The organism is Sorangium sp. So ce1014 (genome assembly GCF_051521505.1).
In the GTDB taxonomy this organism is placed as follows: domain Bacteria; phylum Myxococcota_A; class Polyangia; order Polyangiales; family Polyangiaceae; genus Sorangium.
This window is the reverse complement of sequence record NZ_CP150356.1, coordinates 903,769-928,418: the sequence shown is the minus strand read 5'-3', so window position 1 is coordinate 928,418 and position 24,650 is coordinate 903,769. Positions and strand designations below refer to the sequence as shown.

The 24,650-nt window shown below is 73.6% G+C and carries 18 protein-coding genes; 8 read left to right on the top strand and 10 right to left on the bottom strand.

Annotated elements, in window-relative coordinates:
• Window positions 1-162: 162 nt before the first annotated feature.
• Complete coding sequence (locus WME75_RS03575) at window positions 163-981, bottom strand: SIR2 family NAD-dependent protein deacylase (RefSeq protein WP_437486430.1); 819 nt, start codon at window positions 979-981, stop codon at window positions 163-165.
• 467 nt (window positions 982-1,448) lie between these two features.
• Here WME75_RS03575 and WME75_RS03570 point away from each other — a divergent pair, with 467 nt between their 5' ends.
• From WME75_RS03570 to WME75_RS03560, 3 genes are all read left to right on the top strand, one after another.
• Window positions 1,449-3,278, top strand: coding sequence for a vWA domain-containing protein (locus WME75_RS03570; RefSeq protein ID WP_437486428.1), 1,830 nt, complete (start codon window positions 1,449-1,451; stop codon window positions 3,276-3,278).
• Between the two features lie 740 nt (window positions 3,279-4,018).
• Window positions 4,019-5,650, top strand: a complete 1,632-nt coding sequence (locus tag WME75_RS03565; protein ID WP_437486426.1) for a hypothetical protein — start codon at window positions 4,019-4,021, stop codon at window positions 5,648-5,650.
• A 71-nt stretch (window positions 5,651-5,721) separates the two neighbouring features.
• Window positions 5,722-6,567 carry a ribokinase gene (locus WME75_RS03560; RefSeq protein ID WP_437486424.1) on the top strand — a complete coding sequence of 282 codons (846 nt, stop codon included), beginning with the start codon at window positions 5,722-5,724 and terminating at the stop codon, window positions 6,565-6,567.
• 40 nt (window positions 6,568-6,607) lie between these two features.
• On the opposite strand, the gene WME75_RS03555 is transcribed toward WME75_RS03560, so the two are convergent.
• Window positions 6,608-7,141, bottom strand: coding sequence for a DUF2505 family protein (locus WME75_RS03555; RefSeq protein WP_437486422.1), 534 nt, complete (start codon window positions 7,139-7,141; stop codon window positions 6,608-6,610).
• Between the two features lie 218 nt (window positions 7,142-7,359).
• On the opposite strand from WME75_RS03555, the gene WME75_RS03550 reads away from it, so the two are divergent.
• Window positions 7,360-8,415 carry a retropepsin-like aspartic protease gene (locus tag WME75_RS03550; protein ID WP_437486420.1) on the top strand — a complete coding sequence of 352 codons (1,056 nt, stop codon included), beginning with the start codon at window positions 7,360-7,362 and terminating at the stop codon, window positions 8,413-8,415.
• A gap of 192 nt (window positions 8,416-8,607) precedes the next feature.
• A complete protein-coding gene (locus WME75_RS03545) occupies window positions 8,608-10,065 on the top strand; it encodes a cyclic nucleotide-binding domain-containing protein (RefSeq protein WP_437486419.1) in 1,458 nt (485 codons plus the stop codon).
• Between the two features lie 21 nt (window positions 10,066-10,086).
• Here WME75_RS03545 and WME75_RS03540 read toward each other — a convergent pair whose 3' ends face one another.
• The 5 genes from WME75_RS03540 to WME75_RS03520 all read right to left on the bottom strand — a co-directional run bounded on the left by WME75_RS03540 (window position 10,087) and on the right by WME75_RS03520 (window position 17,345).
• Window positions 10,087-10,587, bottom strand: coding sequence for a hypothetical protein (locus WME75_RS03540; protein WP_437486417.1), 501 nt, complete (start codon window positions 10,585-10,587; stop codon window positions 10,087-10,089).
• A gap of 259 nt (window positions 10,588-10,846) precedes the next feature.
• Complete coding sequence (locus WME75_RS03535) at window positions 10,847-12,958, bottom strand: ATP-binding protein (protein WP_437486415.1); 2,112 nt, start codon at window positions 12,956-12,958, stop codon at window positions 10,847-10,849.
• Between the two features lie 108 nt (window positions 12,959-13,066).
• On the bottom strand, window positions 13,067-14,155 hold the full coding sequence (locus WME75_RS03530; RefSeq protein WP_437486413.1) for a MaoC family dehydratase: 1,089 nt from the start codon (window positions 14,153-14,155) through the stop codon (window positions 13,067-13,069).
• 165 nt (window positions 14,156-14,320) lie between these two features.
• The gene (locus WME75_RS03525; protein WP_437486411.1) at window positions 14,321-16,021 is read right to left on the bottom strand and encodes an acyl-CoA dehydrogenase family protein; all 1,701 of its coding nucleotides are present in this window, start codon (window positions 16,019-16,021) and stop codon (window positions 14,321-14,323) included.
• A 412-nt stretch (window positions 16,022-16,433) separates the two neighbouring features.
• Entirely contained in the window at window positions 16,434-17,345 is a 912-nt protein-coding gene (locus tag WME75_RS03520) for a polyprenyl synthetase family protein (RefSeq protein ID WP_437486409.1), read from the bottom strand.
• Window positions 17,346-17,445: 100 nt separating this feature from the next.
• On the opposite strand from WME75_RS03520, the gene crtD reads away from it, so the two are divergent.
• From crtD to WME75_RS03505, 3 genes are read left to right on the top strand one after another with little or no spacing between them, the layout of a single operon-like run.
• Window positions 17,446-19,020, top strand: a complete 1,575-nt coding sequence (gene crtD, locus WME75_RS03515) for a 1-hydroxycarotenoid 3,4-desaturase CrtD (RefSeq protein ID WP_437486407.1) — start codon at window positions 17,446-17,448, stop codon at window positions 19,018-19,020.
• Complete coding sequence (locus WME75_RS03510) at window positions 19,017-19,910, top strand: carotenoid 1,2-hydratase (RefSeq protein ID WP_437486405.1); 894 nt, start codon at window positions 19,017-19,019, stop codon at window positions 19,908-19,910. The genes crtD and WME75_RS03510 overlap by 4 nt, the downstream gene beginning before the upstream one ends.
• On the top strand, window positions 19,907-20,452 hold the full coding sequence (locus WME75_RS03505) for a beta-carotene hydroxylase (protein WP_437486403.1): 546 nt from the start codon (window positions 19,907-19,909) through the stop codon (window positions 20,450-20,452). Before WME75_RS03510 ends, WME75_RS03505 begins: the two co-directional genes overlap by 4 nt.
• Window positions 20,453-20,620: 168 nt before the next feature.
• On the opposite strand, the gene WME75_RS03500 is transcribed toward WME75_RS03505, so the two are convergent.
• Genes WME75_RS03500 through crtI form a run of 3 tightly spaced genes read right to left on the bottom strand, consistent with a single transcriptional unit; the run spans window position 20,621 to window position 24,643 of the window.
• Entirely contained in the window at window positions 20,621-22,102 is a 1,482-nt protein-coding gene (locus WME75_RS03500) for a lycopene cyclase (protein WP_437486402.1), read from the bottom strand.
• On the bottom strand, window positions 22,099-23,055 hold the full coding sequence (locus tag WME75_RS03495; RefSeq protein ID WP_437486400.1) for a phytoene/squalene synthase family protein: 957 nt from the start codon (window positions 23,053-23,055) through the stop codon (window positions 22,099-22,101). Before WME75_RS03495 ends, WME75_RS03500 begins: the two co-directional genes overlap by 4 nt.
• On the bottom strand, window positions 23,036-24,643 hold the full coding sequence (crtI, locus tag WME75_RS03490) for a phytoene desaturase family protein (protein WP_437486398.1): 1,608 nt from the start codon (window positions 24,641-24,643) through the stop codon (window positions 23,036-23,038). Before crtI ends, WME75_RS03495 begins: the two co-directional genes overlap by 20 nt.
• Window positions 24,644-24,650: the final 7 nt, after the last annotated feature.

Genomic DNA, 24,650 nt, shown 5'->3' with positions numbered 1-24,650 from the left:
CCCGCTCGTCGTCGTCACGCTTCGCCGCTGTCGCGCTGACGCCGCCGGCCTGCCGTCGAGGAGGCCGCCCGCCGGGTTCGGCGCGGGCGCCCGGGGGCGATCGCATCGCCGGAGAGAAGTCGAGATCATCGCGTCGGCTGCGCGCCGGTCAGACCGCGATCGTCACGGCGCGAGCGCCGGTGCGAGGTCGAGCAGCGAGGGCAGGATCTCTCCCGCGCCGCCGGTAAACACGAAATCGCAGAGGCTGGTGACCGCGCTGGGCTCCACGTTGATTTCGGCGATGAGGGCGCCATGGCGCTTGGCCAGGGGGACGAAGCCTGCCGCCGGATAGACAACGGCCGAGGTGCCGACCACGAGCAGGAGATCGCAGCCGTCGACCCCGGCGGCCGCCGCGGCGAGATCGCTCTCCTTCAGGGCCTCGCCGAACCAGACGACGTGCGGACGCTGCACGCCGCCGCAGCTGCAATGAGGCAGCTCCGCGGCGGTGAAGCGGCGGGCGCGGGTCTCCGGATCGGGGGAGCCGCTGCCCGCGAAGGCGGGTGTGATGGGCACGCCGCGGTTCTCGGTCACGCTCCCGCACGAGAGACAGCGCACCTGCCACAGCGAGCCGTGGAGCCGCACCAGGTCCCGCGCGCCCGCCTGCTCGTGCAGGCCGTCGATGTTCTGGGTGATCAGGGTGAAGACGCCGCCGGCCTCCCGAAAGCGCGCCTCCAGCCGCGCCAGCGCGTGGTGGCCCGGGTTCGGGCGGCAGCCGAGCGCGCGCTCGCGGCGGTGGTTGTAGAACTCCCACACGAGCCCCGGATCGCGCTGCCACGCCTCGGGCGAGGCGAGGCTCGTCGCCTGGTAGCGCCGCCACAGCCCGCCGGCGCCGCGGAACGTGGGGATGCCCGACTCCGCCGAGACGCCGGCGCCGGTCAGGACGGCGATCTTCCTGGCGCGGCGCAGGCTGGACTGGAAGCGCTCGCGGCTCGTTGCGCTCATCGCGGAACCTCCTGAGGAGAATCAAGCAGGGAGATGGGGAGACAGGAGAACGGTTGTCGCTGCCCCCGGCTTCCCGCGTTCCAGCGCAATCTAGCGCGCGGCGGCGCCTGTCGCACCGTCGCCGCGCCACCCGGTCCCGGGCACGGAGCACGCGCGGCCGGCGCGCCCTCGATTTTCGGTGTAAGCCGGCGGAGGCGACCGCGTTTCCCTGACACCCGGACGCGCCGGGGGCCCGCCGCCGCGAGCCCCGGCCGCGAGGGTCCCTCCGTCGGCTCGCCGGACAACCGGCGACACGCGGCTTTCGCCCAGCGAGAGCGGCGGGGGGATCCGTCTCGCCCCTGGACGATGCCAAAGGGGGGTCGCGCGTGCGGCCCTCGCAAGGACCTGTGTCGGGGTCGGCGATGACCGCCCCACGAGAACGTACTGCGGGGATCCGCGCTCGCGATCCCCTTCAAGGAGGACACCTCATGCGCACCCGACCCCTCGATCTCGTCGCCCCTTCTCTCCTCGCCGCGCTCCTCGTGGGCTGCGGCGCTGCGCCTGCCCTGGAGCCGGCGGCGGCGGCATCGGCGGCCGTGCCGACGGGCACCGCCGCCGGGCAGTCGATGCAGCCGGAGTACGACGCTCCGCAAGAAGAGGACCGCGCGTCCGCCGCTCGGGACGAGAAGGCCGAGGTGGCCGCCCCCGGGGCCCCGCCCGCGGTGGCCGCCCCGCCCGTGGCGGCTGCTCCTGCCTCGCCTTCGCCGGTGCGGGTGGCCCAGTCGGCCACCGCGACGTCGGCCGCCAAGCCGGAGGCGCGCGGCCGCGCGACCGGCGCCGCGCCCGCGCCCAAGAAGGTCTCCGCCCCGGCGCAGGCTGCCCCGCCCGCGGCGGTCGCCATCACGGCGCCCGAGCCCCAGGGCAGCGAGTCGTACCGCGACTATGGCGTCAACCCGGTCGAGGACCCCGCGAAGGACCGGCTCTCGACGTTCGCGATCGACGTGGACACGGCCTCTTACGCGATCGCGCGCCGCAAGATCCTGGACGGAGCGCTGCCCCCTTATCAGGCCGTGCGCGCCGAGGAGTTCCTCAACTACTTCGATTACGGCTATGCGGCGCCCACGACGGGCCCGTTCGCGGTGCACCTCGCGGCCGCGCCCTCGCCGTTCACGGTGGGCCACCACCTCGTGCGCGTGGCGGTCCAGGGCAAGCGCGTGCCGGTCAAGGATCGGACGCCGGTGCACCTCGTGTACCTCGTCGACACAAGCGGATCGATGCACGCGCCGGACCGGATCGAGCTCGCGAAGAAGAGCCTGAAGATGCTCACGGAGTCGCTCAAGCCGGGGGATACGGTCGCGCTCTGCACCTATGCGGGCAGCGTGCGGGAGGTGCTGGCGCCGACAGGCATCGAGAGCAAGGGGAAGATCCTCGCTGCCATCGCGGACCTCAGCGCGGGCGGCTCCACCGCCATGGCGAGCGGGATCGACCTCGCCTACAGGCTGGCGGAGCGGACGCTCGTGAAGGGGCACATCCACCGCGTCGTCGTGCTCTCCGACGGCGACGCGAACGTCGGCCCGACCTCCCACGACGAGATCCTGAAGACGATCAAGCGCGCGCGGGACAAGGGGATCACGCTGTCCACCATCGGCTTCGGCCAGGGCAACTACAAGGATCTCATGATGGAGCAGCTCGCCAACCAGGGCGACGGCAATTACTCCTATATCGACAGCGAGGCACAGGCGCGGCGGGTCTTCTCCGAGCAGGTCGGCGGGATGCTCCAGGTCATCGCGCGCGACGTGAAGATCCAGGTCGACTTCGATCCGAGCTTCGTCAAGAGCTACCGGCTCATCGGCTACGAGAACCGCGACGTGGCCGACCGGGATTTCCGGAACGACAAGGTGGATGCGGGCGAGATCGGCGCCGGGCACAGCGTGACGGCCATCTACGACGTCGAGCTCAAGGCCTCGGCGCAGCGGGGCGAGGGCGCGGCGCCGGTCGTCGTGCGCCTCCGCCACAAGGCGCCTCTCGGTTCGGACGTGGCCGCGGAGACGCTGGTCAAGATGGCTCCTGGCGCCATCGCCCCCAGCTTCGACGCGGCGCCGGCCGATCTCCGCTTCGCGTCCGCGGTGGCCGGCTTCTCCGAGATCCTGCGCCACAGCCCGCATGCGCGCTCCTGGAGGCTCTCCGACATCGAGAAGATCGCGAGGGCAGCGGCGTCCAGCAAGGGCGATCAGCAGGAGTTCCTCGGCGTCGTCCGCCGCGCCGGCGCGCTCGCGGCCGGCAAGACGGACGCCGTGGCCGCGAGGCTCGCCGACTGACCGGCGAGCCGGGGGGCGAGGGATGCTGCGGCGCTCGCGGGGGGGGTCGGCATCGCTGAAGCGGGGATCGCTCGAAGAGCAGGCCACCTGGACGCAAAGAGAGAAGGAGAGAAGAATTCAACGCCAAGGCGCAAAGACGCTAAGGCGCAAGAAAAAGAGAGATATAGATAGAGAGAAGAGCCTACCCACTCTTCTCTTTCTCTTTTTTGCGTCTTTGCGTCTTTGCGCCTTGGCGTTGAATCCTCTCTTTATCCACCCACCTCCAGAGCGCCCAGGCACGCCGTGAGAGCCCGGCGGCGCCCCGTCGACCCGCTCCAGCGCATCGCAGAGCGAGCGTCACGCCGCCTTCGAGCCGGCCCGGACATGCACGCCGGCACATCGAGCAGGGGCAGGAAACGACACGCCGGAGCCCGGCCGCACCTCCGAAACGCACTCTGTTGTACAGATGCTTACCACGGATCACCGCGCCGGCTCCCCTCAACGGCCACCCTCGCGGTCCCGCAACCGCAGTATCGCGCACCTGCTCCGTGTGGATGCGCAAGGGCGCCATCGACGACGATAACCCACCGACGAGAGCAACCGGCAGACTGGATTCCAGCGCGGCGCAGCTTCCATTGCAGTTCCGCCCAACTCAGGTTCGCGGAACTGTGACTTGACATCTCGTCTCCGATGTCGCTTTTATCATTCACCGTCCTCGGGCGTGGCGCGCGGGACGAAGGCCGAGAAGCGAGGACGCTGCCGTGGATGCGCTGTGCGTAACGATGCGGGGGCGATGCCAGTATTGCCAGGCGACGCTGCCCATCAACCGGGTCGACACGAAGATCTTCTGCTCCGTGTGCGGCACGTTCACCGAGATCGCAAACCGCGTGTGGCATCGCATGCTACGCGAACCGCTCTACCGCGCTGCGCGCCTGCTGCCGGGCGAGGTGCAGCGCGTGCAGGAGATGTCACTGTCACTCGAATTTTCTCGGTCGAAGCCCGCGTGTCGCGCTTGCCGGGCGCCGCTCTCGCTGGATTCGGGCGCGCTCACACCCCTCTCGTGCTCGAGCTGCGGGACGCAGCACGCGCGACGCCGCTGGCCGGCGGCCATCCCGATCGCCGGCCTCGATCCCGAGGCGCTCCTCCTTGGAGAGGAGGCCGAGATCAGCGCCGCGGCCGAGCGCCCCGACACCGCGGCCCCGCACGTCCCCGAAACCTCCTCGCAACGCGTCCGTGACCGCGCTCCGATACCATGGCTCATCGCGTCGGAGCGGTTCGCCCCCGTCAGCGGGCGCGCCGCCCCGGTGCAAGAGGGGCTCTTCGACTGGAGAGAGGCGCCCAGGGTCGCACCGCTCGACGACGGAGGGTTCGTCCTGCTCTCGCTCTCCAGCGGAGAGTGGACCGAGCCGCGGCGGAGCCACGACGAGGCGCATGAGCGCGTCGTCGTGGCGCTCGGCCCGGATCTCCGGGTGCGGTGGCTCCGGCGCGAGCGCATGCCCGGGAAGATCGGGAAGCAGGCGCTCGGCCTCGCGTCGGACGGCGAGCGCATCCTCCTCTACTCCCGAGACGGACACGAGGTGCTCCACAGCGCCACCGGCGCCTCCCTCGGGAAACAGGCGACCAGCGATTCTTCGATGCTCGCGTCGCTCCACGGGCGGGAGGCGCGCGCGCTCGGCCTTCATCTGCGGGTCGACAGGGGACGCATCGCCGTGGTGCAAGGCGACGCCGCCGTGCTCCCCGGAGCGGTCCTCGGCCGACGCGGCGTGAAGGTCGTCCGGCGCCTGCCCGGCGGCGGGCTCGGCGTCCTCTCCCGCCACCGCGGGGTGAGGCTCGATGTCGTCGATCCGCGCGGCGCGCTCAGGACGTTCCTTGTCAATCCGAAGGACGGCTCGCTCGACAGGCTCGCGTTCTCGGTCAGCCCGAGCGGGCTTGTCGGGGTGCTCAACCATCGTCGCCTCTGGGTGGCCCGACCGGAGGACCAGGAGCTCCGCCCCTGCCTCGAAGGCCCGGCCGGCCGCGTGTGGCGCGACTCCGTGCTCCTCGCCGTCGACGACGGCGTCTGGCTCTTCGAGAACAGCTCGGGAGCGCGGCGCTACGCCCCAGACGGCGCATTGCTCTTCGACGCCGAGATCTGCCCGCGGCCGGCGACGCGCTCGCCGGCCCAGGTCGCCAGCGAGTCGGCGCAGAAGAGGAGGGACAGGGCGCGGAGACACAGGCCCTCGCGGGCCGGCAAAGGGGAGCACGAGCTGGCCGAGGGGACGCGGAGCGAGGCGGCGCGCCAGGAGAAATGGCCGCTGCGCGCGCTCGCATGGCTGTTCGGTCGCACGACGCTGCTCGTCCTCCTCTTCTTCACGCTGGGGTCCCGCCCCATGGACGGCGCGCTCGGCGGCTGAGCCTGGAGCAGGCCGACGCATTGGCGCCGTCCAGCGGCTCGGCGCCGCCGCGTTCGTGGTATGCGGCGGACATGGGGTTGCTCGCGATCTGCGGCTCGATCACCGCCGATCTCTTCGGTTACGGCCCGCGGCTGCCGCGCCCGGGCGAGTCGGTGCTGGGCCGCCGCTTCCTCGTGGCGCCGGGCGGCAAGGGAGCGAACCAGGCGGTCGCGGCGGCGCGCTCCGGCGCCCGCGTGCGGCTCGCGGGCGCGCGCGGCGACGACGCCCACGGCGAGCTCTGCGCCGCCGCGCTCGCCGAATGCGGCGTGGACCAGTCCACCGTGGCAGTCCACCGCGGCGCGACGACGGGCGTGGCCCTGATCTGCGTCGACGACGCCGGAGAGAACCAGATCCTCGCGATCCCCGGCGCCAACGCGCTCGTCGCGCCGCCCTCGCCGTGCGGGGCCTCGGTCTGGCTCTGTCAAGGCGAGATCCCGGCCGAGGCGATCGACGGCGTGCTGTCGGCCGCGCGGGCCGACGGCGCGCTGTCGATCTGCAATCCATCGCCCGTCAACGCCATCGACCCTGCGCTCGTCCGCCGGTTCGATCTCGCCGTGGTCAACGAGCTCGAGCACGAGGCGCTGCGCGGTCACCTGCCGGAGCGCGTGGTGCTCACGCGCGGCGCCCGCGGCGCGGTGCTGCTGCCCTCGGGCGAGGAGCTCCCGGCCCTGCCCGCCCGCGCCGTCGACACGACCGGCGCGGGGGACGCGCTCGCGGGCGTGCTCGCCGGCGGGCTCGCCTCCGGGATGGCGATCGAGGCCGCGCTGCGGCTCGCGATCGCGGCAGCGGGCCTCTCGGTCGAGCGCGAGGGGTGCCAGCCCTCCTATCCGACCCGCGCCGAGGTGGAGCGCCGCCTCGGCGCCGCCCTGGCTCCGTGATGGCCTCTCGGCCTGGTCGGCCGCGCACAACGCGCCCCCTTCACGCCGGCTGAACGCTCGCCGCCGCCCGGGCGGGGTGCTCCGCGATCCATCGATTCAGGAACGCCGCGCTGTCGTCCCAGCCGGCGCGCATCTCCTTTTCCATGATGCCCTCGAGCACCCTGCCCAGGCCGAAGATCTTCGCCTCGATGGTCGCGCTCGCCACGCGCGTCACCTGGCCGGGGCCCGACGGCTCGACCCGCAGGGTGCCCGAATTGCGCAGCCGATCGGGGAGCAGGCTCGGCGCCATCGTCCAGCTCCAGGTCCGCGCGGTCTTGTCGAAGACGCTCTCCTCGATGTAACGAAAGTTCGGCCCGAGCATCGATTGAAGGGCGGCCGGGAGCGCATGGATACGGGGCTGCCCGGTCGCCTTGCGCACCCTCGTGCGCTCGTCCTCCCGCTGCTCCAGCACCTCGAACGAGGGGAACTTGAGGACGTCGCGGTACATCCGTTCATTGACCTCACCGCTGAAGAACAGCGCCCAGAAGGGGTCCTCGTCGCAGTGAATCACGTGCCTCGCCTCGATGTGGATCATGCGTTTGCCTTCTCCTGCGCAAACCTTGAAGCCGGACGAGCCGGCTGACAACCGGCGCTCCGGGGTCACCGGCAGAGCCCGCTTGACCGAGGGCGAGCGCCGGCCAAGGATGGCTTGATGACGATGCGCGAGAGACTCTCCACCTCTCCGGAGAGAGGCGAGCGCGGCGAGACCCGGCGCCGGGGCCGTCCCTCACCGCGGCAGGCCGAGCGCGGGTGATGCGGGTGCAGCGCGCTCGTGGGAGGGCGGCCCTCGCGCTCTCGATCCCCCTCGCGGCCGTCGCGCTCGCGGGGGCCGGCTGCGCCGAGCCCGCCGCGGTCCGCGCGGCGCCGGCCTCGCCGCACGGCGCGGCGCCGGCCGTCGACGCCGCCCCCGGACCTCCGCCCGCGGAGCCGGCGAGCGCGGGGCCGGCGGCGCCGGCGAGCGCCGCGGGGCGCCGGGCGAGCCTCCAGTTCGAGCTCAACGACCGCCCGTTCCCCTCGCCGCTCATCGATGCCGTCGTCGCCGGCCAGCCGACCGCGCTGATCGTCGACACCGGCGCCTCCCACCACGTGATCGCCCGCTGGCTCGCCGACGAGATCGGGCTGCCGCTCTCGGCCGCCGGCGACGTCGCGGTCGACCACGCGGGCCGGCCCGTGCCGGTCTCCCGGATCGAGCGCGCGACCCTCGCGCTCGCCGGGTGGGGCGCGGTGGACGCCCCCGCGCTGCTCGTCGTCCCCGTCCCCGACGCTCTGCAGCGCCTCGGGATCGGCGGCGTCCTCGCGCCGCAGGCGCTGGCCGCGCCGGGCCGCGCGGTCGTGCTCGACCTGCGCGAGGGACGGATGACCGAGGCGCCGCTCGACGAGGCCGCCCGCGCGCTCCGGGCGCGGTTCGGCGAGGCCGCGATCGCGGAGCTCGGCCACTGCGGCGGCCCGAACCAGGGCCGCGAGCTCACCGTCAAGGCGACCGTCGAGGGGATCGCCGTCACGCTGAAGGTCGACTCGGGCGCGTCACAGAGCTCGCTCTTCGCCGCCGCGCCGGCGGGGAAGCGGCTGTCGCACCGGGCGACCGGCGGCAGGAGCGCCTACGCCGCCTCTGGCAAGCACACCGTTCCGGTGCTGTCAGGCGCTCGCCTCCACCTGGCGGGGTTCGACGCCGCCGCGGAACTCGATCTCTTGCCCGGCCAGCGGAGGGGGACCTGCCCGTCGGACGGATTTGCCGGAATGGATGTGCTCCGCAACTGTGTGCTGGTGCTCGCCGAGGACGGCGGCCTCGCGGCCTGCGCCCCGCCGTGAGCGGCGCGCGCGCGTTATCGCGTTGAGCGCCGCGGCGCGGATCGGGGCTGGGCCTCGAGAGGCGCGCCATGCCCCAGCGAGGTCGCGATGCGTCGTGGTAGAAGGGGCGCACGCGTGGACGTCCTGTCGCCGCGGCGGGGAGGGATCCGGCTCGCCGCGACGCCGAGGCGCCCACGGTGGTCGGGAGGCATCATGACGACAGGTTTCGAGTTCTTGACCCAGGATGACGAGCGGCTGCTGCTGGAGAAGTCGACCTGCGTCACCTACCGACCGGGCGAGCAGATCCTCGAGGAGGGCTCGCGCAGGCAGGGCATCTTCATCGTGCGCAGCGGCCTGGTCGGGGTCGAGGTCGCCCACCTCGGGCGCGGCGTGGCCCTCCGCCAGCTCGGCCCCGGCGCCATCTTCGGCGAGATGTCGTTCCTCGAGAGCGCCGCCGCGAGCGCCTCCGTCGTCGCCCGCGAGGAGTGCACCCTCGACGTCATCGAGGGCCCGTATGTCCACTCGCTGCTTGCCTCCGTCCCCGGCCTCGCCGCGCGCTTCTACCAGTCCCTCGCGATCATGCTCGCCCAGCGCCTCCGCGAGAACACCGCGATGCTCCCGCCGCTCCTCGTCGAGGACGTGCCCCAGGTCAACCGCTTTCACGCGGCGAGGACGGGCCAGGCCGGCACCAACAACATCCCTCCGAAGCTCATCGACACGGTCGAACAGTTCAAGTTCGAGATGATGATCGCCGACAGGATGGTCAAGGAGGCCAAGCACCCCGACGCGGAGATCCAGGAGAAGGTGAGCGCCGCGTGCCAGACCATCGTGTCCGCGCTGCGCGAGCACATCGAGCGCGAGCGCCACCTCGAGAAGGGCATCGGCGCCTACGTCTTCCGCGAGACCTTCTCGCTCTTCATGCTGAGCCGCACGGTCGACCGGTGCTACACGAAGCCGCGCGGCTACGCGGGCGATTTTTACACGATCGAGATGATGTACAACGACGAGCCCGCCGGCGACGGCCGCCTCGGCCGCTTCATCGACCAGTGGGGGCTCGCGATCGAGGCCTGCCGCGCCGTCAAGAACAGGCGGGGCGTGCTGAGCCGCGCGCTCCGGGAGGCCTTCCACGTGCACGGGTCCGGCCCGGTCCTCGTGACCAGCCTGGCGAGCGGGCCCGCCCGCGAGCTGTTCGACCTCTTCGCGGATGGGGGCGAGCCGCCCGACATCAAGGCGACGTGCATCGATATCGACAACCAGGCCCTCGCCTACGCCGCCGGCATCGCCGAGGATCTCGGCGTCATGGACCGCTTCAGCTTCGCCCAGGACAACGTGGTGCGGCTCGCCCACGGCCGCGGCAGGACGGTGCTCAAGCCCCAGCACATGATCTACAGCATCGGGCTCACCGACTATCTGCGCGACGACCTCGTCGTGAGCCTCCTCAACTGCATGCATGACAAGCTGCTCCCCGGGGGCATCGCGGTCGTGGGCAACTTCGGGGTGAACAACCCGAGCAAGGCCTTCATGGATCACGTCCTCGAGTGGGAGTTGATCCACCGCAGCTCGGATGATCTCAGGACGCTGTTCTCCCGCTCGAAGTTCGGGACCACCTCCGTCGAGGTGCGCGCCGAGGAGGCGCAGGTCAACCTGTTCGCGTTCTGCACAAAGACCTGACGCGCCCGCGCCGCCGCGGCCTCAGCGGAGCCAGCGCACCTCGTACTCGCAGGTCGGGTGTCCCTCGAAGCGGCACTTCGAGTGGAGGCTCTGCCCGCCTCGCGCGCCCGCGAGCCGGAGCGCGTTCTCCTGCCACGCCGGCACGGCGTCCCTGCAGGTCTGGCGCCCCGGGTCGGACTGCGGATCGACTCCGAGATAGAGGATCAGGCGGAAGAACCGCTCGCCCTCCGCGAGCGGGGCGAGCCGGCCGCCGTTGAAATACATGCCCCACATCACGCCGGCCTGCCGCATGACGAGCGCGGGCGTGCCGAGCTTGAGGAGCACCTTGTGCGCCAGCGTCAGGTCCTGCTCGGCCACGTAGGCCGCGAGATCGCGGACGACACCGGCCTTGTTCGGCCATCTCGTGATCTCGTCCGCGATGGCGTTCCAGACCGAGACAGGGTACCAGCTGTGCGCCACGAGGTCGGGCGAGGAGAAGACCACGCGGGCGGCGGCGGGCAGCTTCGCGTCGAGGGTCGACATGGCCTGGCTCCCCCACCGCGTCTGCAGGTAGGTCCTCGCGTGCATGAGCGCTGAGCCCCGGATCTTCATCGAGACAGCCGCCTGCCCAGGATAGAGGCTCCCCGGCCGCTCGGGCCAGCGCGGAGCGCGCGTGTGCCCGGGCGCGCGGGCACACGCGCGCACGCGCCCACACGCGCGCACGCGCCCACACGCGCGCACGCGCCGCTCGCTCCGGCACCGCCGCCTCTGCGCGCGTGCCTCCGGGCGCGCACAGGCGCGCTCACTGCAGGCGCTCGGCGGTCGAGGCCGGCGGCGGAGCGTCGCCCGAGCCCTTCGCCCGTCGCGCCTGCGCGGACGCGTCGAGCACCGCGCGCACCGCCCTGGCGAGCTGCGTCGGCGTGTACGGCTTGGCGAGGAAGTGGACGGACCCGTCGAGCAGGTCGCCCGGGAAGAGGGAGTCCTCCGTGTAGCCCGAGGCGTAGAGGACGGGCAGCGGGGGGCGCGCGCGGGCGAGCGCCGCCGCGAGCGCGGGGCCGCGCGCGTCCGGGAGGACCACGTCGCTCACGAGCAGGTGGATCGCGCCGGGGTGGGTGGCCGCGAGCGCGACCGCCTCCTTGCCGTTCCGCGCCGCGAGGACCGAGTAGCCGAACGAGCGCAGCGCGGCGACGCTGAGGTCGCGCACCTGCGCCTCGTCCTCCACGACGAGCACCGTCTCCCCGCCCCCCGCGACGGCGGAGGGCGCCCTCGCGGGCTGCTCGGAAGGCGCGCCGCGCACGCGCGGGAAGCAGATCGTGAAGCGCGTCCCCTGGCCGGCGGCGCTCGAGAACCAGATGTGGCCGCCGTGCTGCTTCACGATGCCGTGGCACGTCGCGAGCCCGAGCCCCGATCCCTTCCCCGGCTCCTTGGTCGTGAAGAACGGCTCGAACACGTACTGCCGGATGGCGTCCTCGATGCCCTGCCCGGTGTCCGTGACCGTGAGCTCCACGTAGTCGCCTGGATCGAGCTCCGGCGTCCGCTCCGCGTCGCCCGCGCCGATCGTCGTGTTCGCGGTCTCGATGGTCAGGCGGCCCCCGGCGGGCATCGCGTCGCGCGCGTTCACGGCGAGGTTCATGAGCAGCTGCTCGAACTGGCCCCGATCGATGTGGATGGGCCAGATCTGGCTCCCCGGCAGCACGGCGAGCTCCACGTCCTCGCCGACGAGCGGGCGGAGGAGCGGCTCGACGCCGAGGATGAGCGCGTTCGGGTCGACCACGGTCGGCTGGATGAGCTGCTTGCGCGCGAAGGTGAGCAGCTGCCGCGTGAGCGCCGCGGCGCGCTCCGCGGCGGTGCCGATCTGCGTGAGGTGATCGAGGACGGGCGACGACGTCGGCACCTTGCGCACCGCGAGCTCCCTGTGCCCGAAGATCGCGGTGAGCATGTTGTTGAAGTCGTGCGCGACCCCGCCGGCGAGGCGCCCGATCGCCTCGAGCTTCTGGCTGTGCAGGAGCTGCTCCTCGAGGCGCCGGCGCTCGGTGATGTCGAGGCTCGTGCCGACGAGCCCGGTGATCGCCCCTGTGTCGTCGGTGAGCAGCTGCGCCGCCATCTGCATGTGCCGCAGCTCCCCGGTCGACGGGCGCACGACGCGGCACTCGACGGGGCCCGCGATGCCGAGCGGCGAGGCGCTCTCCGCGCCGCCGAAGACGCGGTGGCGGTCCTCCGGGTGGATGAGGCCCGCGAAGAGCTCGAACGTCGGGAGCACGGACGGGTCGACGCCGAGGAGCTGGTAGAGCTCCTCGGACCAGCGGATGGTCCGCGACTCGAGGTCGTAGGACCAGCTGCCCACGAGGGCGATGCGCTGCGCCTCCTTCAGCATGCGCTCGCTGCGGCGGAGCTCCTGCTCGGCGCGGCGGCGCTCGGTGAGATCGACGATCGCGCCGAAGAAGCGGGTGGGAGGGCCCGCCCCCTCGATGACGGGCAGGCTGCTCAGGAGGCACTCCCGCACCGCGCCATCCCGGTGGCGCACGCGGAACGCGCTCGCGCCCGATCCCTCTCCGGTCTCGATCGCCAGCCGCAGGCCGGCGTGCATCCGCTCCCTGTCGTCGGGGTGGATGGCCGCGAGGAACGCCTCCGGCGACGGCGTGTCCGTCGCGGGGTCGTAGCCCAGGATCCGGAAGAGCTGCCGCGACCAGGTGACGTGGTTCGAGCCGAGCTCCCAGAGCCAGTTGCCCATCTGCGCCGCGCGCTCGGCCTCGTCGAGCTGCGCCTCCCACCCGATGGAGGCGGGGCCCCGCGCGCCGCTCGGATCCGCGGCGGAGGCGCGCTGGCGTGACGCGTGGGCGTCGGACAGCGCCTGCTCCAGCTCGGCGACGCGCGCGCGGAGCGAGTCGAGCTCACGGCTCGCAGCCGCGCTCATGGCCGTCCTGCTCCTCGTCGCGGCGGGGCGGTGCTCATGGCCGCGCATTGTATGCCGCGGCGCGCCCCGCGGGGGATCCCTCTTCTGCGACCCATGCCGCGAGCGCGCCTAGCTCCGTCGGCGCACGAGCAGCGTACGCGTGATCTCCACGACCTTTTCCTTGACCCTGCCGTCGGTCTTTCCGAGCTCGGGGGTGAACAGATCGGCCCCTTGCTCGAGCAGCGCGCGCGGCGGCGTGTTCTTCACGCCGACGATCCGGAAGGTGACGCTCCCGGCGCCTGCGCCGGCCTCTTCACGGGCGATCACCTTCGACGCGGCGAAGAGCGTGTCGCCCGCGAGCACGCCGCTCGGGTGGGCCCCGTCGTCGAGGCCGAGGTCCCAGACGCCGCACCCGGCGGTGTCCCGGCTGGAGAGCGCGAGCACCCACGACAGCACGAGCCCCCCGTGGACGACGCGCGTCTTCGCGAAGGAGCTCGCCCTGCAGTACTGCTCGTCGAGGTGCAGCGGGTGGGAGTTGCGCAGGAGGGTCGCGAGCTGCATGTGCTCGCTGTCGCCGACGGTCCGGCCGACCTCGTGGGTGAGCACGTCGTCCACCTCGAAGTCGTCCCAGAAGCAGGCGAAGCCGCCGTGGCGCGCCGGCGGCGGCAGCGGGCCGTCGAGCTCCTTCGGCAGGCGCGCCGGGGTCCCGTCCGGCTGCACGACCGCGTGCGGCGCGTCGGCGGGGCGCTCCGCGACGCGGCCGGGGGGTATGAGCGCCTTGCGCTCGAACGAGCAGACGAGCAGCCCGTACTGGTTCACCACCTGCGTCCTGACGTGGACGACGCCCTTGTCGCCCGTCGAGACCGGCTTCTTGCCGATGACCATCGAGCTCGCGCGCAGCGTGTCCCCGGGATAGCAGGCCTCCGGGAACCGCACGTCGATGTACGCGAGGTGCGCGATCGCCTGCTCGCTCACGTCGTGAACGCTGAAGGAGATCCCGAGGTTGAGGAGCAGCAGCGGGCTCACCGGCCTGTCCCTGAGCCCCACCGCTCTGGCCGCGACGCGGCTCGAGTAGGTCGGGATCGCGTCCTGGAACGAGGCCGCGAAGAGCGCGAGCATCCCCTCGTCCACGGTGACGTCCCAGGGGTGGGCGTACACCGCGCCCACCGTGAAATCGTCGAGCTTTCGGCCGTAGCGAGGAGAGCGGACGCGGACCATCGGTCCGCGCGATGATGGCACAGGCGCGCACCGCTGACGACGGCGCCGATCGCAACCCCGCCTGCGCACACTCGCCCGGGCCCTCGCCCGCGTGCCCCCGCGCACACGCCCGGCGCGCGCTCGCCCTCGTCCGCGGCGCGCTCCGCCGCGGGGGAGCGGGCCCGTTCAGGGCAGCGATCCCTCGAGCAGGGCGCGCGCGATGCCCTGCGCGAGCACCTCGCGCGTGCCCAGGTGGAAGAAGAGGCTGCGGGCGTCGAGCAGCAGCCGCGCCGGGACCGACCCCTCGGCGTAGCCGTTCGCCCCGTGGATCTGCATGCAGGCGTCGGCGGCGTCCCAGGCTGCGCGGCTCGAGAACAGCTTGGCCATCGCGGACGTGAGCTCGCACGGCTGTCCCGTGTCCGCGGCCTGCGCGGCGGCGCGCGTGAGCTGGCGCGCGGCCGCGACGCGGGTGATGAGCCCGCCGAGCCGGTGCGCCACGCGCGGGAAGGAGATGAGCTGCGACCCGAACTGCACGCGCGTCTTGGCCCGCTCGAGCGCGAGCTCCAGGGCGGCCTGCGCCACGCCCACGCCGCACGCCGCCGCGTAGACGCGGCCGATCACGAGCGACCGCTGGATCTGGGCGATCCCCTCGCCTTCGCGCTCGCCGAGCAGGGCCTCGCGGCCGACCTGGAGCCCCTCGATCCGGAGCTCGTAGTGCCCCATGCCGCGCTGCCCGAGCGCCCGCACCTCGGCCCCGGCGATCCCTGCGTCCGGGAAGTCGGCGCCCGGCGCGCCGCGCCGCTTGGCGACGGCGAAGAGGCTGGGTCCGAGCGGCTGCTGTCCCTGTCCGCCAGGCGTCGTCGTCCTCGCGAGGGTGAGCACGAGGTCGGCGCGTGACGCTCCGGTGACCCATGCCTTCTTGCCGGTGATGAGGTAGCTGCCGTCGGCCTGGCGCTCGGCGCGCGTGGCGACGCGCGCGAGGTCCGACCCGTAGGCGGGCTCCGAGAACGCGAGGGCGCAGCGCGCCTCGCCGCCGGCGATGCGCGGCAGCCAGGTCCTGCGCTGGAGGTCGGTGCCGGATCGGGCGAGGAGGTCGAGCGCGATGGAGGCGGTCATGGTGAGCACGCCGAAGCCGAGCGAGCCGCGCGCGAGCTCCTCGACGGCGGCGGCCATGGCGGCCGCGCCGAGCCCGTCGCCTCCGTGCTCGGGCGCGGTGGCCAGCCGGAACACCCCGAACTCCCCCATACGGCGGACGATCGACTCCGGGATGAGCCCGTTGCGCCGGTGGATCTCCGGGGCGAGCGGCTCGACGAGGCGCTCGACGAAGTCGCGCATGTTGTGCCGTATCCACCCGACGCGCTCGTCCTCTGCGCCGCCGCAGCCGGGGATCCCGTGCTCCGCGGCCGTGCGCACGAGCGACGCCACGGCGGCGCCCGAGCCGGCGTCGCGCGCCCACGCGGCGACCGCGGGGTGTCCGATCGCCTTGGCGACCTCGTCATCGCGGAGCTCGAGCTCGCCGAGCGGCGCGACCTCTCCGCCCCCCAGATCGACGCCCCCGCGCAGCGACAGGAGCAGCGCCCCTGCGTGCGCCTCGGCGACGGCCCTGGCCTCGCCGCCCGCCTCGCAGGCCCAGCCGGCGAGCGAGCGGCAGGCCTCGATCTCCGCGTAGAGGTGGGCGAGCGCGTGAGCGGCGAGCTGGTGTCGATCGAGCAGCATCCGTGACACGTGCAGCGGCACGGCGGCGCCGCCGGCGCGGGCGAAGCTCGCGCTCCTCGGCGCGCCCCGCAGGCCTGCGTTCGTCGGGCTCCCGACGTCCACCACCCGGTCCCGGAGCCGCCCGCGCGCGACGCGCGCGAGCTGCTCGACGGAGGTGATCGCCTCGCGCATTCCCCCTGGGCTATCGGCCTCGAGTTTGCGAGAAACGATGGTGGCGTGTTGCTCCCGAATCGCCCTCATCCCCAATCCCCCCGATCGCGGACTACGACCCACCCCTTATTTCACGAGACGCAGGGCAACCACCTCTGCGCCGCTCCACGGTCCTACCCACCGCGACAGGCGCGGAAAGGCCCGCCGAGAATGGCATCTCCAACAGTGTTCGTCGAGCCGGCCCGCACGCTCTCTGTCTCGATTCGACAGCGCGCTAAGGCCCTTCCCGAAGCCCCTTTTCCTCTTCCGTCCGGCGACGCGCGACCACTCCTGTTCCTCCGCAAATCCTAAGTCTCGGACGGCGCCCCCCTCCAACAACCCTAGACTCCGCGCGCCCCCTCTCCACGGGGCCGGGCGCCCCGGGCAGAGGCCGCTACATGGAGCTCACGCTCGGGAGCGCCGCGTCCCGGATCGTGCAAGCCCGGAGGAGCCTGTCGCCCAGCTCGGCCGCCCACGACCGCACGGCGTCGGCCCGCGGGCACTGCGGCACCGACGCGACGGCGTCCTGGATGAGCCGCTGCAGCAGCCGGGTCGTCCCGGAGAGCCCGAGCTCCAGCGCCGTGTTCGGCCGCCCGAGCGCCCCGTCCCGCCCCGCCGGCTTGCCCATGTCCTCCGGCTGGCCGATCAGGTCGAGCACGTCGTCTGCGACCTGGTACGCCTCGCCGATGCGCTGCCCGAGGTCGCCCCAGGCGGCCCCGTCCTGGCCCGCCGAGAGCGCGCCCAGGGCCGCCGCCGCCTCGAACAGCGCCCCCGTCTTCGCGCGCCGGTAGGCCGACAGCGGGACCTTCGCCTCCGACTCCCACGCCTGCCCGGCGATGATCCCCTGGGGCATCCCGACGCCGCCCGCGAGCACCTCGAAGAACCGGACCCCCCTCCGCGCGTCGGACACGCCGCTCGCCACCGCGTGGAAGGCGCCGCGCGCGAGCGCCTCGAAGGCGAGCACGATCAGCTGATCGCCGGCGAGCACCGCGATCGGCTCGCCGAAGGCCCGGTGGACCGAGGGCTGGCCGCGCCGGATCGGCGCGTCGTCGAAGCAGGGGAGATCGTCGTGGACCAGCGACGCGCAATGGATGAGCTCGACCGCCGCCGCCGCCGCGTCGGCGGCCTCCGGCGCAGGATCGCCGTAGGCCGAGGCCACGGCCAGGCACAGCCGTGGCCGGACGCGGGCGCCCCCGGGGAAGACGGCGTGGTGCGTCGCCGCCAGCAGAGCGGGCGGCGACGCGGGCGAGGAGAGCGACTCGATGGCGACGCGGAGGACGCGCTCGATCCGGCGATCGAAATCCATGACGGGCGATTTTTGACGAGGTTCAGACCATTGTCAATGGTTTGAACAACGTTTACACAAAGTATAGACAAACCGCCCGCGACGGGTAAACTCCGGCTCCATGGCGGACAAGGGAGATCGCGTCGTGGTGATCGGCGGGGGCATCGGCGGGCTGACCGCGGCCGCGCTCCTGGCATCGAACGGGCTCGACGTCGTGCTACTCGAGCGGGCGGCGCGCGTCGGCGGAAAGATGCGCGAGGTGGCCCTCGGGGGTCGCCGCCTCGACGCCGGCCCGACGGCGCTCACGATGCGGTGGGTCTTCGACGAGATCTTCGCGTCGCTCGGGCTCTGCTTCGGGGACCACGTGCCGCTCCGCCCTGCCGGGACGCTCGCGCGCCACGTCTGGCCGGACGGGTCGACGCTCGATCTCTTCGCCGACGTCGAGCGCACCGCGGACGCGATCGGCGCGCTCGCGGGGGCGCGGGAGGCGGACGGGTACCGCCGGTTCTGCCGGTACGCGCGCGAGATCTTCGACGTGGTGGAGGCGCCGTTCCTGCGCGCGGAGCGGCCCACGCTCAAGACGATCCTGAGCACGGCGGGCAGCCTGGGCCTCGGCGGGATGATGAAGATCGACGGGCACCGCACCCTCCACCGCGCGCTCGGCGACTTCTTCGCGGACGGGCGCCTCTTGCAGCTGTTCGGGCGCTACGCCACCTACTGCGGCTCGTCGCCGTACCTCGCGCCGGCGACGCTGAGCGTGATCGCGCACGTGGAGCGCGAGGGCCTCTGGTTCCCCGAGGGCGGGATGTACCGGGTGGCCGAGGCGCTCGCCGCGGCCGCGACCCGCGCCGGGGCGACCCTGCGCTGCGGCGCGCACGTCGCCGCCATCGAGGAGGGCCGCGGCCGCGCGCGGGGCGTCGTGCTCGAGGGCGGCGAGCGCATCGAGGCCGACGCGATCGTGATGAACGCCGACCCGGCGGCGCTGCGGAACGGCCTGTTCGGCCAGCGCGTCGCCGGCAAGGCGCCGGCGAGCGCGCCGCGGTCGCTCTCGGCGGTCACCTGGGCGCTCGTGGCCGAGGTGAGCGGCTTTCCCCTCCTCCGGCACAACGTCTTCTTCTCCGGGGACTACGAGGCCGAGTTCCGCGACCTCTTCGAGCGCGCCGCGGTCCCGCGCGACGCCACGGTCTATGTCTGCGCCGAGGACCGCTGGGATGAGCCGTCGCCGGGGCCCGGCGGGGCCGCGGCCGGCGCGCCCCCGGAGGCGCACGCCGGAGAGCGTCTGTTCTTCCTCCTCAACGCCCCCGCGACAGGTGATATGCACACCCCCTCATCCACGGAGATCCAAGAATGCGAGCAGCGTGTGTTCCATCGACTGCAGAGGTCCGGCCTCTCGCTGAAGAGCGCGGGCCCCTCCCCGGTGGTGACGACGCCGGCGGACTTCGAGCGCATGTTCCCGGCGACGGGGGGCGCGCTGTACGGGCCGGTGTCTCACGGGTGGAGCTCGACCTTCGCGCGCCCGGCCTCGCGCTCGAAGCTCCAGGGCCTGTACTTCGCGGGCGGGAGCGCGCACCCGGGGGCGGGCGTGCCGATGGCGGCGCTGAGCGGCCGGCTCGCGGCGCGGAGCGTGATGGAGGACCTCGCTTCGACCTCGAGATCCCGAGCGGCGGCTACGCGTGGTGGTACCTGGACGCGGTGAGCGACGACCGCCGGAGCGCGCTCACGATCATCGCGATGCTCGGGAGCGTCTTCTCGCCGTACTACGCGAGGGCCCGCGCGCGCGGCGCCGCGGACCCGCTCATGCATTGCGCGATGAACGTCGCGCTGTACGGCCCGCGCGCCGATCGCTGGGCGCTGACCGAGCGGCCGCGGCGCGCCGTCTTCAGGTCGCCGCGGTCGCTCGCCATCGGCCCGAGCCTGATGGAGTGGGCCGGGGGCGAGCTCCGCGTCGCCTTCGACGAGATCACGGCGCCTGTGCCCTCGCGGCTCTCCGGGACGGTGCGCCTCCGCCCGTCGGCGCCCGGGCCCGCGGCGCCGGGCGCGGGCGGCGCGCAGCCCGGGGTCGCGCTGGACGGCCGGGGGCGCCATCGCTGGGCGCCCATCGCGCCGATCGCGCGCGCCGAGGTCGAGCTCACGCACCCGTCGCTGCGCTTCTCCGGCAGCGCCTACCTCGACACGAACTCCGGCGATGAGCCGCTCGAGCACGCCTTCGAGCGCTGGACCTGGTCGCGCGCGCTCGGGGCGGACGGGATCGCCCTCACCTACGACGTCCGGCGCCGGGACGGCACGCGCATGCTCCTCTCGCCCGCGTTCGACGCGGGAGGCGGCGCGCGCGAGCTCCCGCCGCTCGCCCCCCGGCCGCTCGGCGGCACGCGCTGGGGCATGGCGCGGGACATCGCCGCCGACCCCGGCTCCGCGCCGCGGCTCCTCCGCACCTACGAGGACACGCCGTTCTACGCGCGCTCTCTCGCGACGGCGACGTTCGGCGGCAAGCCGGCGGCGGTCGTCCACGAGGCCCTCTCGCTCGACCGCTTCGCCAGCCCCTGGGTGCAGCTCCTCCTGCCCTTCCGCATGCGGAGGGCGTCGTGACGCTCTCGCTCGCGATCTGGATCGTCACGGCGCTCGCCGCCTTCGCGACCATGGAGGTGTGGGCCGCGCTCCTCCACGGCAGGGTCTGGCACCACGCCCTCTGGAGCATCCACCGCTCGCATCACACGAAGCGGCGCGGCGCCTTCGAGCAGAACGACGCGCTCGCGTTCCTCCACGCCCCGATCGCCGCCGGGCTCATCATCTACGGCTGCGATGGCGCGCCGGGCCCGCTACGCGAGGCTGCGTTCGGCTTTGGCCTCGGCATGACCGCCTTCGGCCTCGCCTACCTCCTCGTCCACGACGGCCTCGTCCACCGGCGGCTCCCGGTCTCGGGCCTCGCGCGCATCCCCTACCTCGCGCGCGTCCGCGACGCGCACCGCGTCCACCACAGCACCGGGGGCCCGCCGTACGGCCTGTTCCTCGGGCCCCTCGTCCTCGCGCGCCGGGCAGCGGCGGGCGGTCATGCGACGGACGGCGCGCGTGCCGCGCGCACCGCAGCCACTACGGCCGCCGAGAGCGATATCCGGGTTCGAAATGCATGAAAGAGGAGAATTCAACGCAAAGGCGCAAAGGCGCAAAGGCGCAGGATGAAAGAAAGAATTTTATTTTCTTTTTGCGTCTTTGCGTCTTTGCGCCTTTGCGTTGAACTCTCCCCTGGATCCACCTGATCGTCGCCCGAGGCGGTCGCAGCCAACGCGCCTGCATCCGGGTCAGCGCGCGCGGTAGAGCTCCCGCGCGAGCCCCGCTCCCCAGCGGCCGAGGGCCCGGAGCGGCAGCGCGCTCACGACCTCGCGGTACACCTCGGGCCGCCGCGCCGCCGTCTCGCGCAAAAATCTAACAAAATCGCCAGGTTGCATCTCATCGCGCAGCAGCGCCGCGTACACGTCGTCGCCCATCGCGTGGAGCACCGCGAACGCCGTGTTGAGGAGCGCGTTCATCTCCCCCGCCCTCGCCCCGCCGGCCGGCCTCGCCATCAGGGCCGCGAGCGCGCCCGTGCCCGAGTGCACCGGCGCGTCGCGCGCCGCGCTGGGCGCGCCCGGATCCCGCGCCGCGCGCGCCAGGTCGGCGGCCGTCGCCGCGAGCTCGCGCACGTTCGCGCCGAAGCCGCAGAACGTCAGCGGCGAGTGCCGCGCCGCCGCGTCCCCCACGAGCCGCACCCGCCGCCCCGGCGCGCGCGGCGCGGCCGACAGCCGCGACCAGCCGGGGATGAACCCGAACGTCGGCCGGACGAGCCGCGCGTCGCCCTCCTTGTACCGCGAGAGCAGCCGGAAGAACCGCGCGTAGAGCGACAGCAGCGCGCCCGGCCCGACGTCCCCGGAGCGCGCGTAATAGAAGAGGTAGACGGTCGTCTCGCCCGGCCGCCCCGGGAACGCCTCCCAGAGGTGCTGTCGGCCCTCCTCGACGTCCTCCGTCGTGGCGAGGATCTCGCCGACATCCGGCCGGATCCGCCGCTCCCCGTCGCCCTCCGCGAGCCCCGCGAGCACGCCGCCCACGGTCGGGCAGACAAGGTCCGCGGTCGCGTAGGGGCTCGCCGCGCCGCGCGCGTCGACGAGGAGCCGCGCCGACAGGTCGCGCGGCGCGGCGCCCGCCCGCGCCTCGGCCACGGCGAGCGCGACGGCGTCCGGCCCCTCCGCGTGCCCGAGGAGCGCGTGCCCGTCGAGCAACGTCACCCCGAGCGCCTCGGCCCGGGCGCGCGCCGCGGCGAGCAGCCCCCCCGCGTCGATCGCGTGGTCGAGCACGCCGCGCACCGGGTACGTCCCGCCGCCGTGCCAGCGGCACAGCCCCTCGACGTAGCGGGCGACGACGAGCCGCTCCACCTCGCCCTGCGCGAAGATCCCCGACGCCGACAGCGCCTCGACCTCGGCCGTCCCGGCGTTCCACTCGCGGTGCGCCGCGCCGATCCGCGCCCTGTCGAGCACCGCGACCCGCAGCCCGGCCGCCGCGAGCATCGGCGCGAGCAGGAGCGACAGCCCGCCGCCGGCGATCACCACGTCGTAGTCGGCCGCCGCCCCCCGGTCCGGCGGCCGCGGCGCGCGCCCGAGGCCCGTCCGCGGCGCCGGCGCGACCCGCGCCGCGTCGAGGTGCTCCAGGCGCGCGAGCAGCGCCTCGCCGCCCGCCTCGCGCACGCGCCCGCGCGCCGCGTCGAGCTCCCGCGCCGCCGCGCCCGCCGCGCCGCCTGCTCCGGCCCTCATCGCGCCGCCTCCAGGAGGAAGCGGACCTCGTCGAGCGGCGGCGCCGCGCCGTGCTCGCGCGCCTCCTCCGGCGCGACCGGACTGCGGACGAGCGCCTGCAGCACGAGCCACGCCTTGCGGCCGGGCGACACAACGGCGCGCGCCGACACCGAGTCGAAGCCGCGGCGCGCGATGACGCGCCCGATGTCGGCGTAGATGAGCCGCGCCGCCTGGATCGCCGCGCGGCAATCGCGCGGCAGCATCGGGATGCCGGCGCCCGCGCGGCGGTAGAGCACCTCCGCCTCGGCGAGCAGCCGCGCCACGACGCGCCCCAGCCGGTCGTCGAACGCGGGCCGCGCGAGCCAGGCGTCCGGCTCGATCCCGGCCTCTCGCAGCCACGCGAGCGGCAGGTAGATCCGCCCGCGCTGGGCGTCCTCCCCGATGTCGCGCGCGATGTTCGTGAGCTGCATGGCGACGCCCAGGTCGCACGCCCGCGCGAGCGCGTCGGGCCCCCGCGCCCCCATGAGCGTCGACATCGTCGCGCCCACGGTGCCCGCCACGCGCGCCGCGTAGGCGTTCAGCTCCGAGAGCGTCTCGTAGCGGCGCCCCTCCGCGTCCCACGCGAGCCCCTCGAGCAGCCCCTCGACGAACGCGCGCGGCAGCTTGTGCTCCGCCATCACGTGGGCGAGCGCCCGGTCGACGGGGCTGTCGTCCGGCGCGCCCGCCGCGGCGCGCGCCAGCCGCTCGCGCAGCGCCGCGACCGCCGCCGCGGCCGCCGACGGCGGGGCGTGCTCCCCGAGCTCGTCGACCGCGTCGTCGGCCACCCGGCAGAACGCGTAGAACGCCGCCGCCGGCTCCCTCACGCGCGGCGGCAGCAGCAGCGCCGCGGCGGCGAAGCTCTTCGATCCCTTGCGGAGGAGCGCCCTGCACGCGGCGAAGTCCGCCGCCGACGCCTCAACGGAACTTCGATGCATCCGGCACCACCCGATCCAGCACGCGCGCCGACGAGAGCACCCCGGGCAGACCGGCCCCTGGGTGCGTCCCTGCCCCGACGAGATAGAGATGCTCGATGTCCTCGCTCGCGTTGTGGGGCCGGAAGAAGGCGCTCTGCGTGAGCACCGGCTCCGGCCCGAACGCCGCGCCGCGGAACGACAGCAGCCGGTCCTGGAAGTCCTGCGGCGTGAGGAGCCGCGAGCTCGCGAGCGCGCCCTCGAGCCCCGGCAGGACGGTCGCCTCGAGCAGCGCCGCGATGGAGCGCCTGTAGCGCTCCTGGGTCGCGGGCCAGTCCGTGCCGCTGAGCAGGTTCGGCACCGGCGACAGCACGTAGAACGCGTCGCAGCCGGGCGGCGCGAGGGCCGGATCCGTGGCGGTCGGCCGGTGCAGGTAGAGGCTGAAGTCGTCTGCGAGCACGTGCTTCTCGAAGATGTCCTCGAGCAGCCGCTTGTACCGCGGCCCGAGGAGGATCGTGTGGTGCGCGACGTCCGGGTACTGCCGGCGCGTGCCGAAGTACCACACGAAGAGGCTCATCGAGTAGCGCTGCCGCTCGATGCGCCGGTCGGTCCAGCGCTTCCGCGCCTCGGGCGCCACGAGGTGCCTGTAGGTCCACGCCGAGTCCGCGTTCGAGACGACGACGTCGGCCGAGAGCCGCTCCCCCGACGCGAGCTCGACGCCCCGGGCGCGGCCGCCCTCCACGGCGATGCGCCGCACCTCGGCCCCGCACCGCACCGATCCGCCGAGCCCCTCGATGAGCGACACGAGCCCGCGCACCAGCGCGCCCGTGCCGCCGATGGGGAAGTGCACGCCCCAGTTGCGCTCGAGGAACGCGATCAGGCTGTAGATCGAGGTGGTCGAGAACGGGTTCCCGCCGACGAGCAGCGGGTGGAAGCTCAGCACCTGGCGCAGGCGGTCGTCCTTCACGTGCTTCGCGACGAGCCCGTACACCGTGCGGTAGCTCTCGAGCCGCATCATGTCGGGCACGATTCGCGCCATGTCCGTCCACGACCCGAACGGCACGTGGGCGAGCTCCTCGAACCCCACGCGGAAGATCGCCTCGCTCGTCTTGACGAAGCGCTCGTAGCCCGCGACGTCCCCGGGTGACAGGCGCGCGACCTCGGCGCGCATCGCGGCGGCGTCGCCCGTGTAGTCGAAGGTCACGCCGTCGTGGAAGCGGATCCGGTAGAACGGCGCCACCGGCCGCAGATCGACGTCGTCGGCCAGGTTCCGGCCGCAGAGCTGCCAGAGCTCCTCGAAGAGGAACGGCGCCGTGATCACGGTCGGCCCCGCGTCGAAGGTGAAGCCGTCCTGGCGGTGCACGTACGCGCGCCCGCCCGGCTCGTCGAGCTTCTCGACGACGGTGACCTCGTAGCCCCGCACCCCGAGCCGCACGGCCGCCGCGAGGCCCCCGAACCCGCTGCCGATCACGACGGCGCGCGGCGCGCGCGACGCCCCGCGGGCGCCCGCCCCGCGCGGCGCGCGCGACGCCTGCCGCGAGGCGGCCCCGTCGTCGCCCGGCGACGGGCCGGGCCGCTCGTCCTGCGCCGCAGAAGCGCTGGTGTTTTGCATGGTGCCT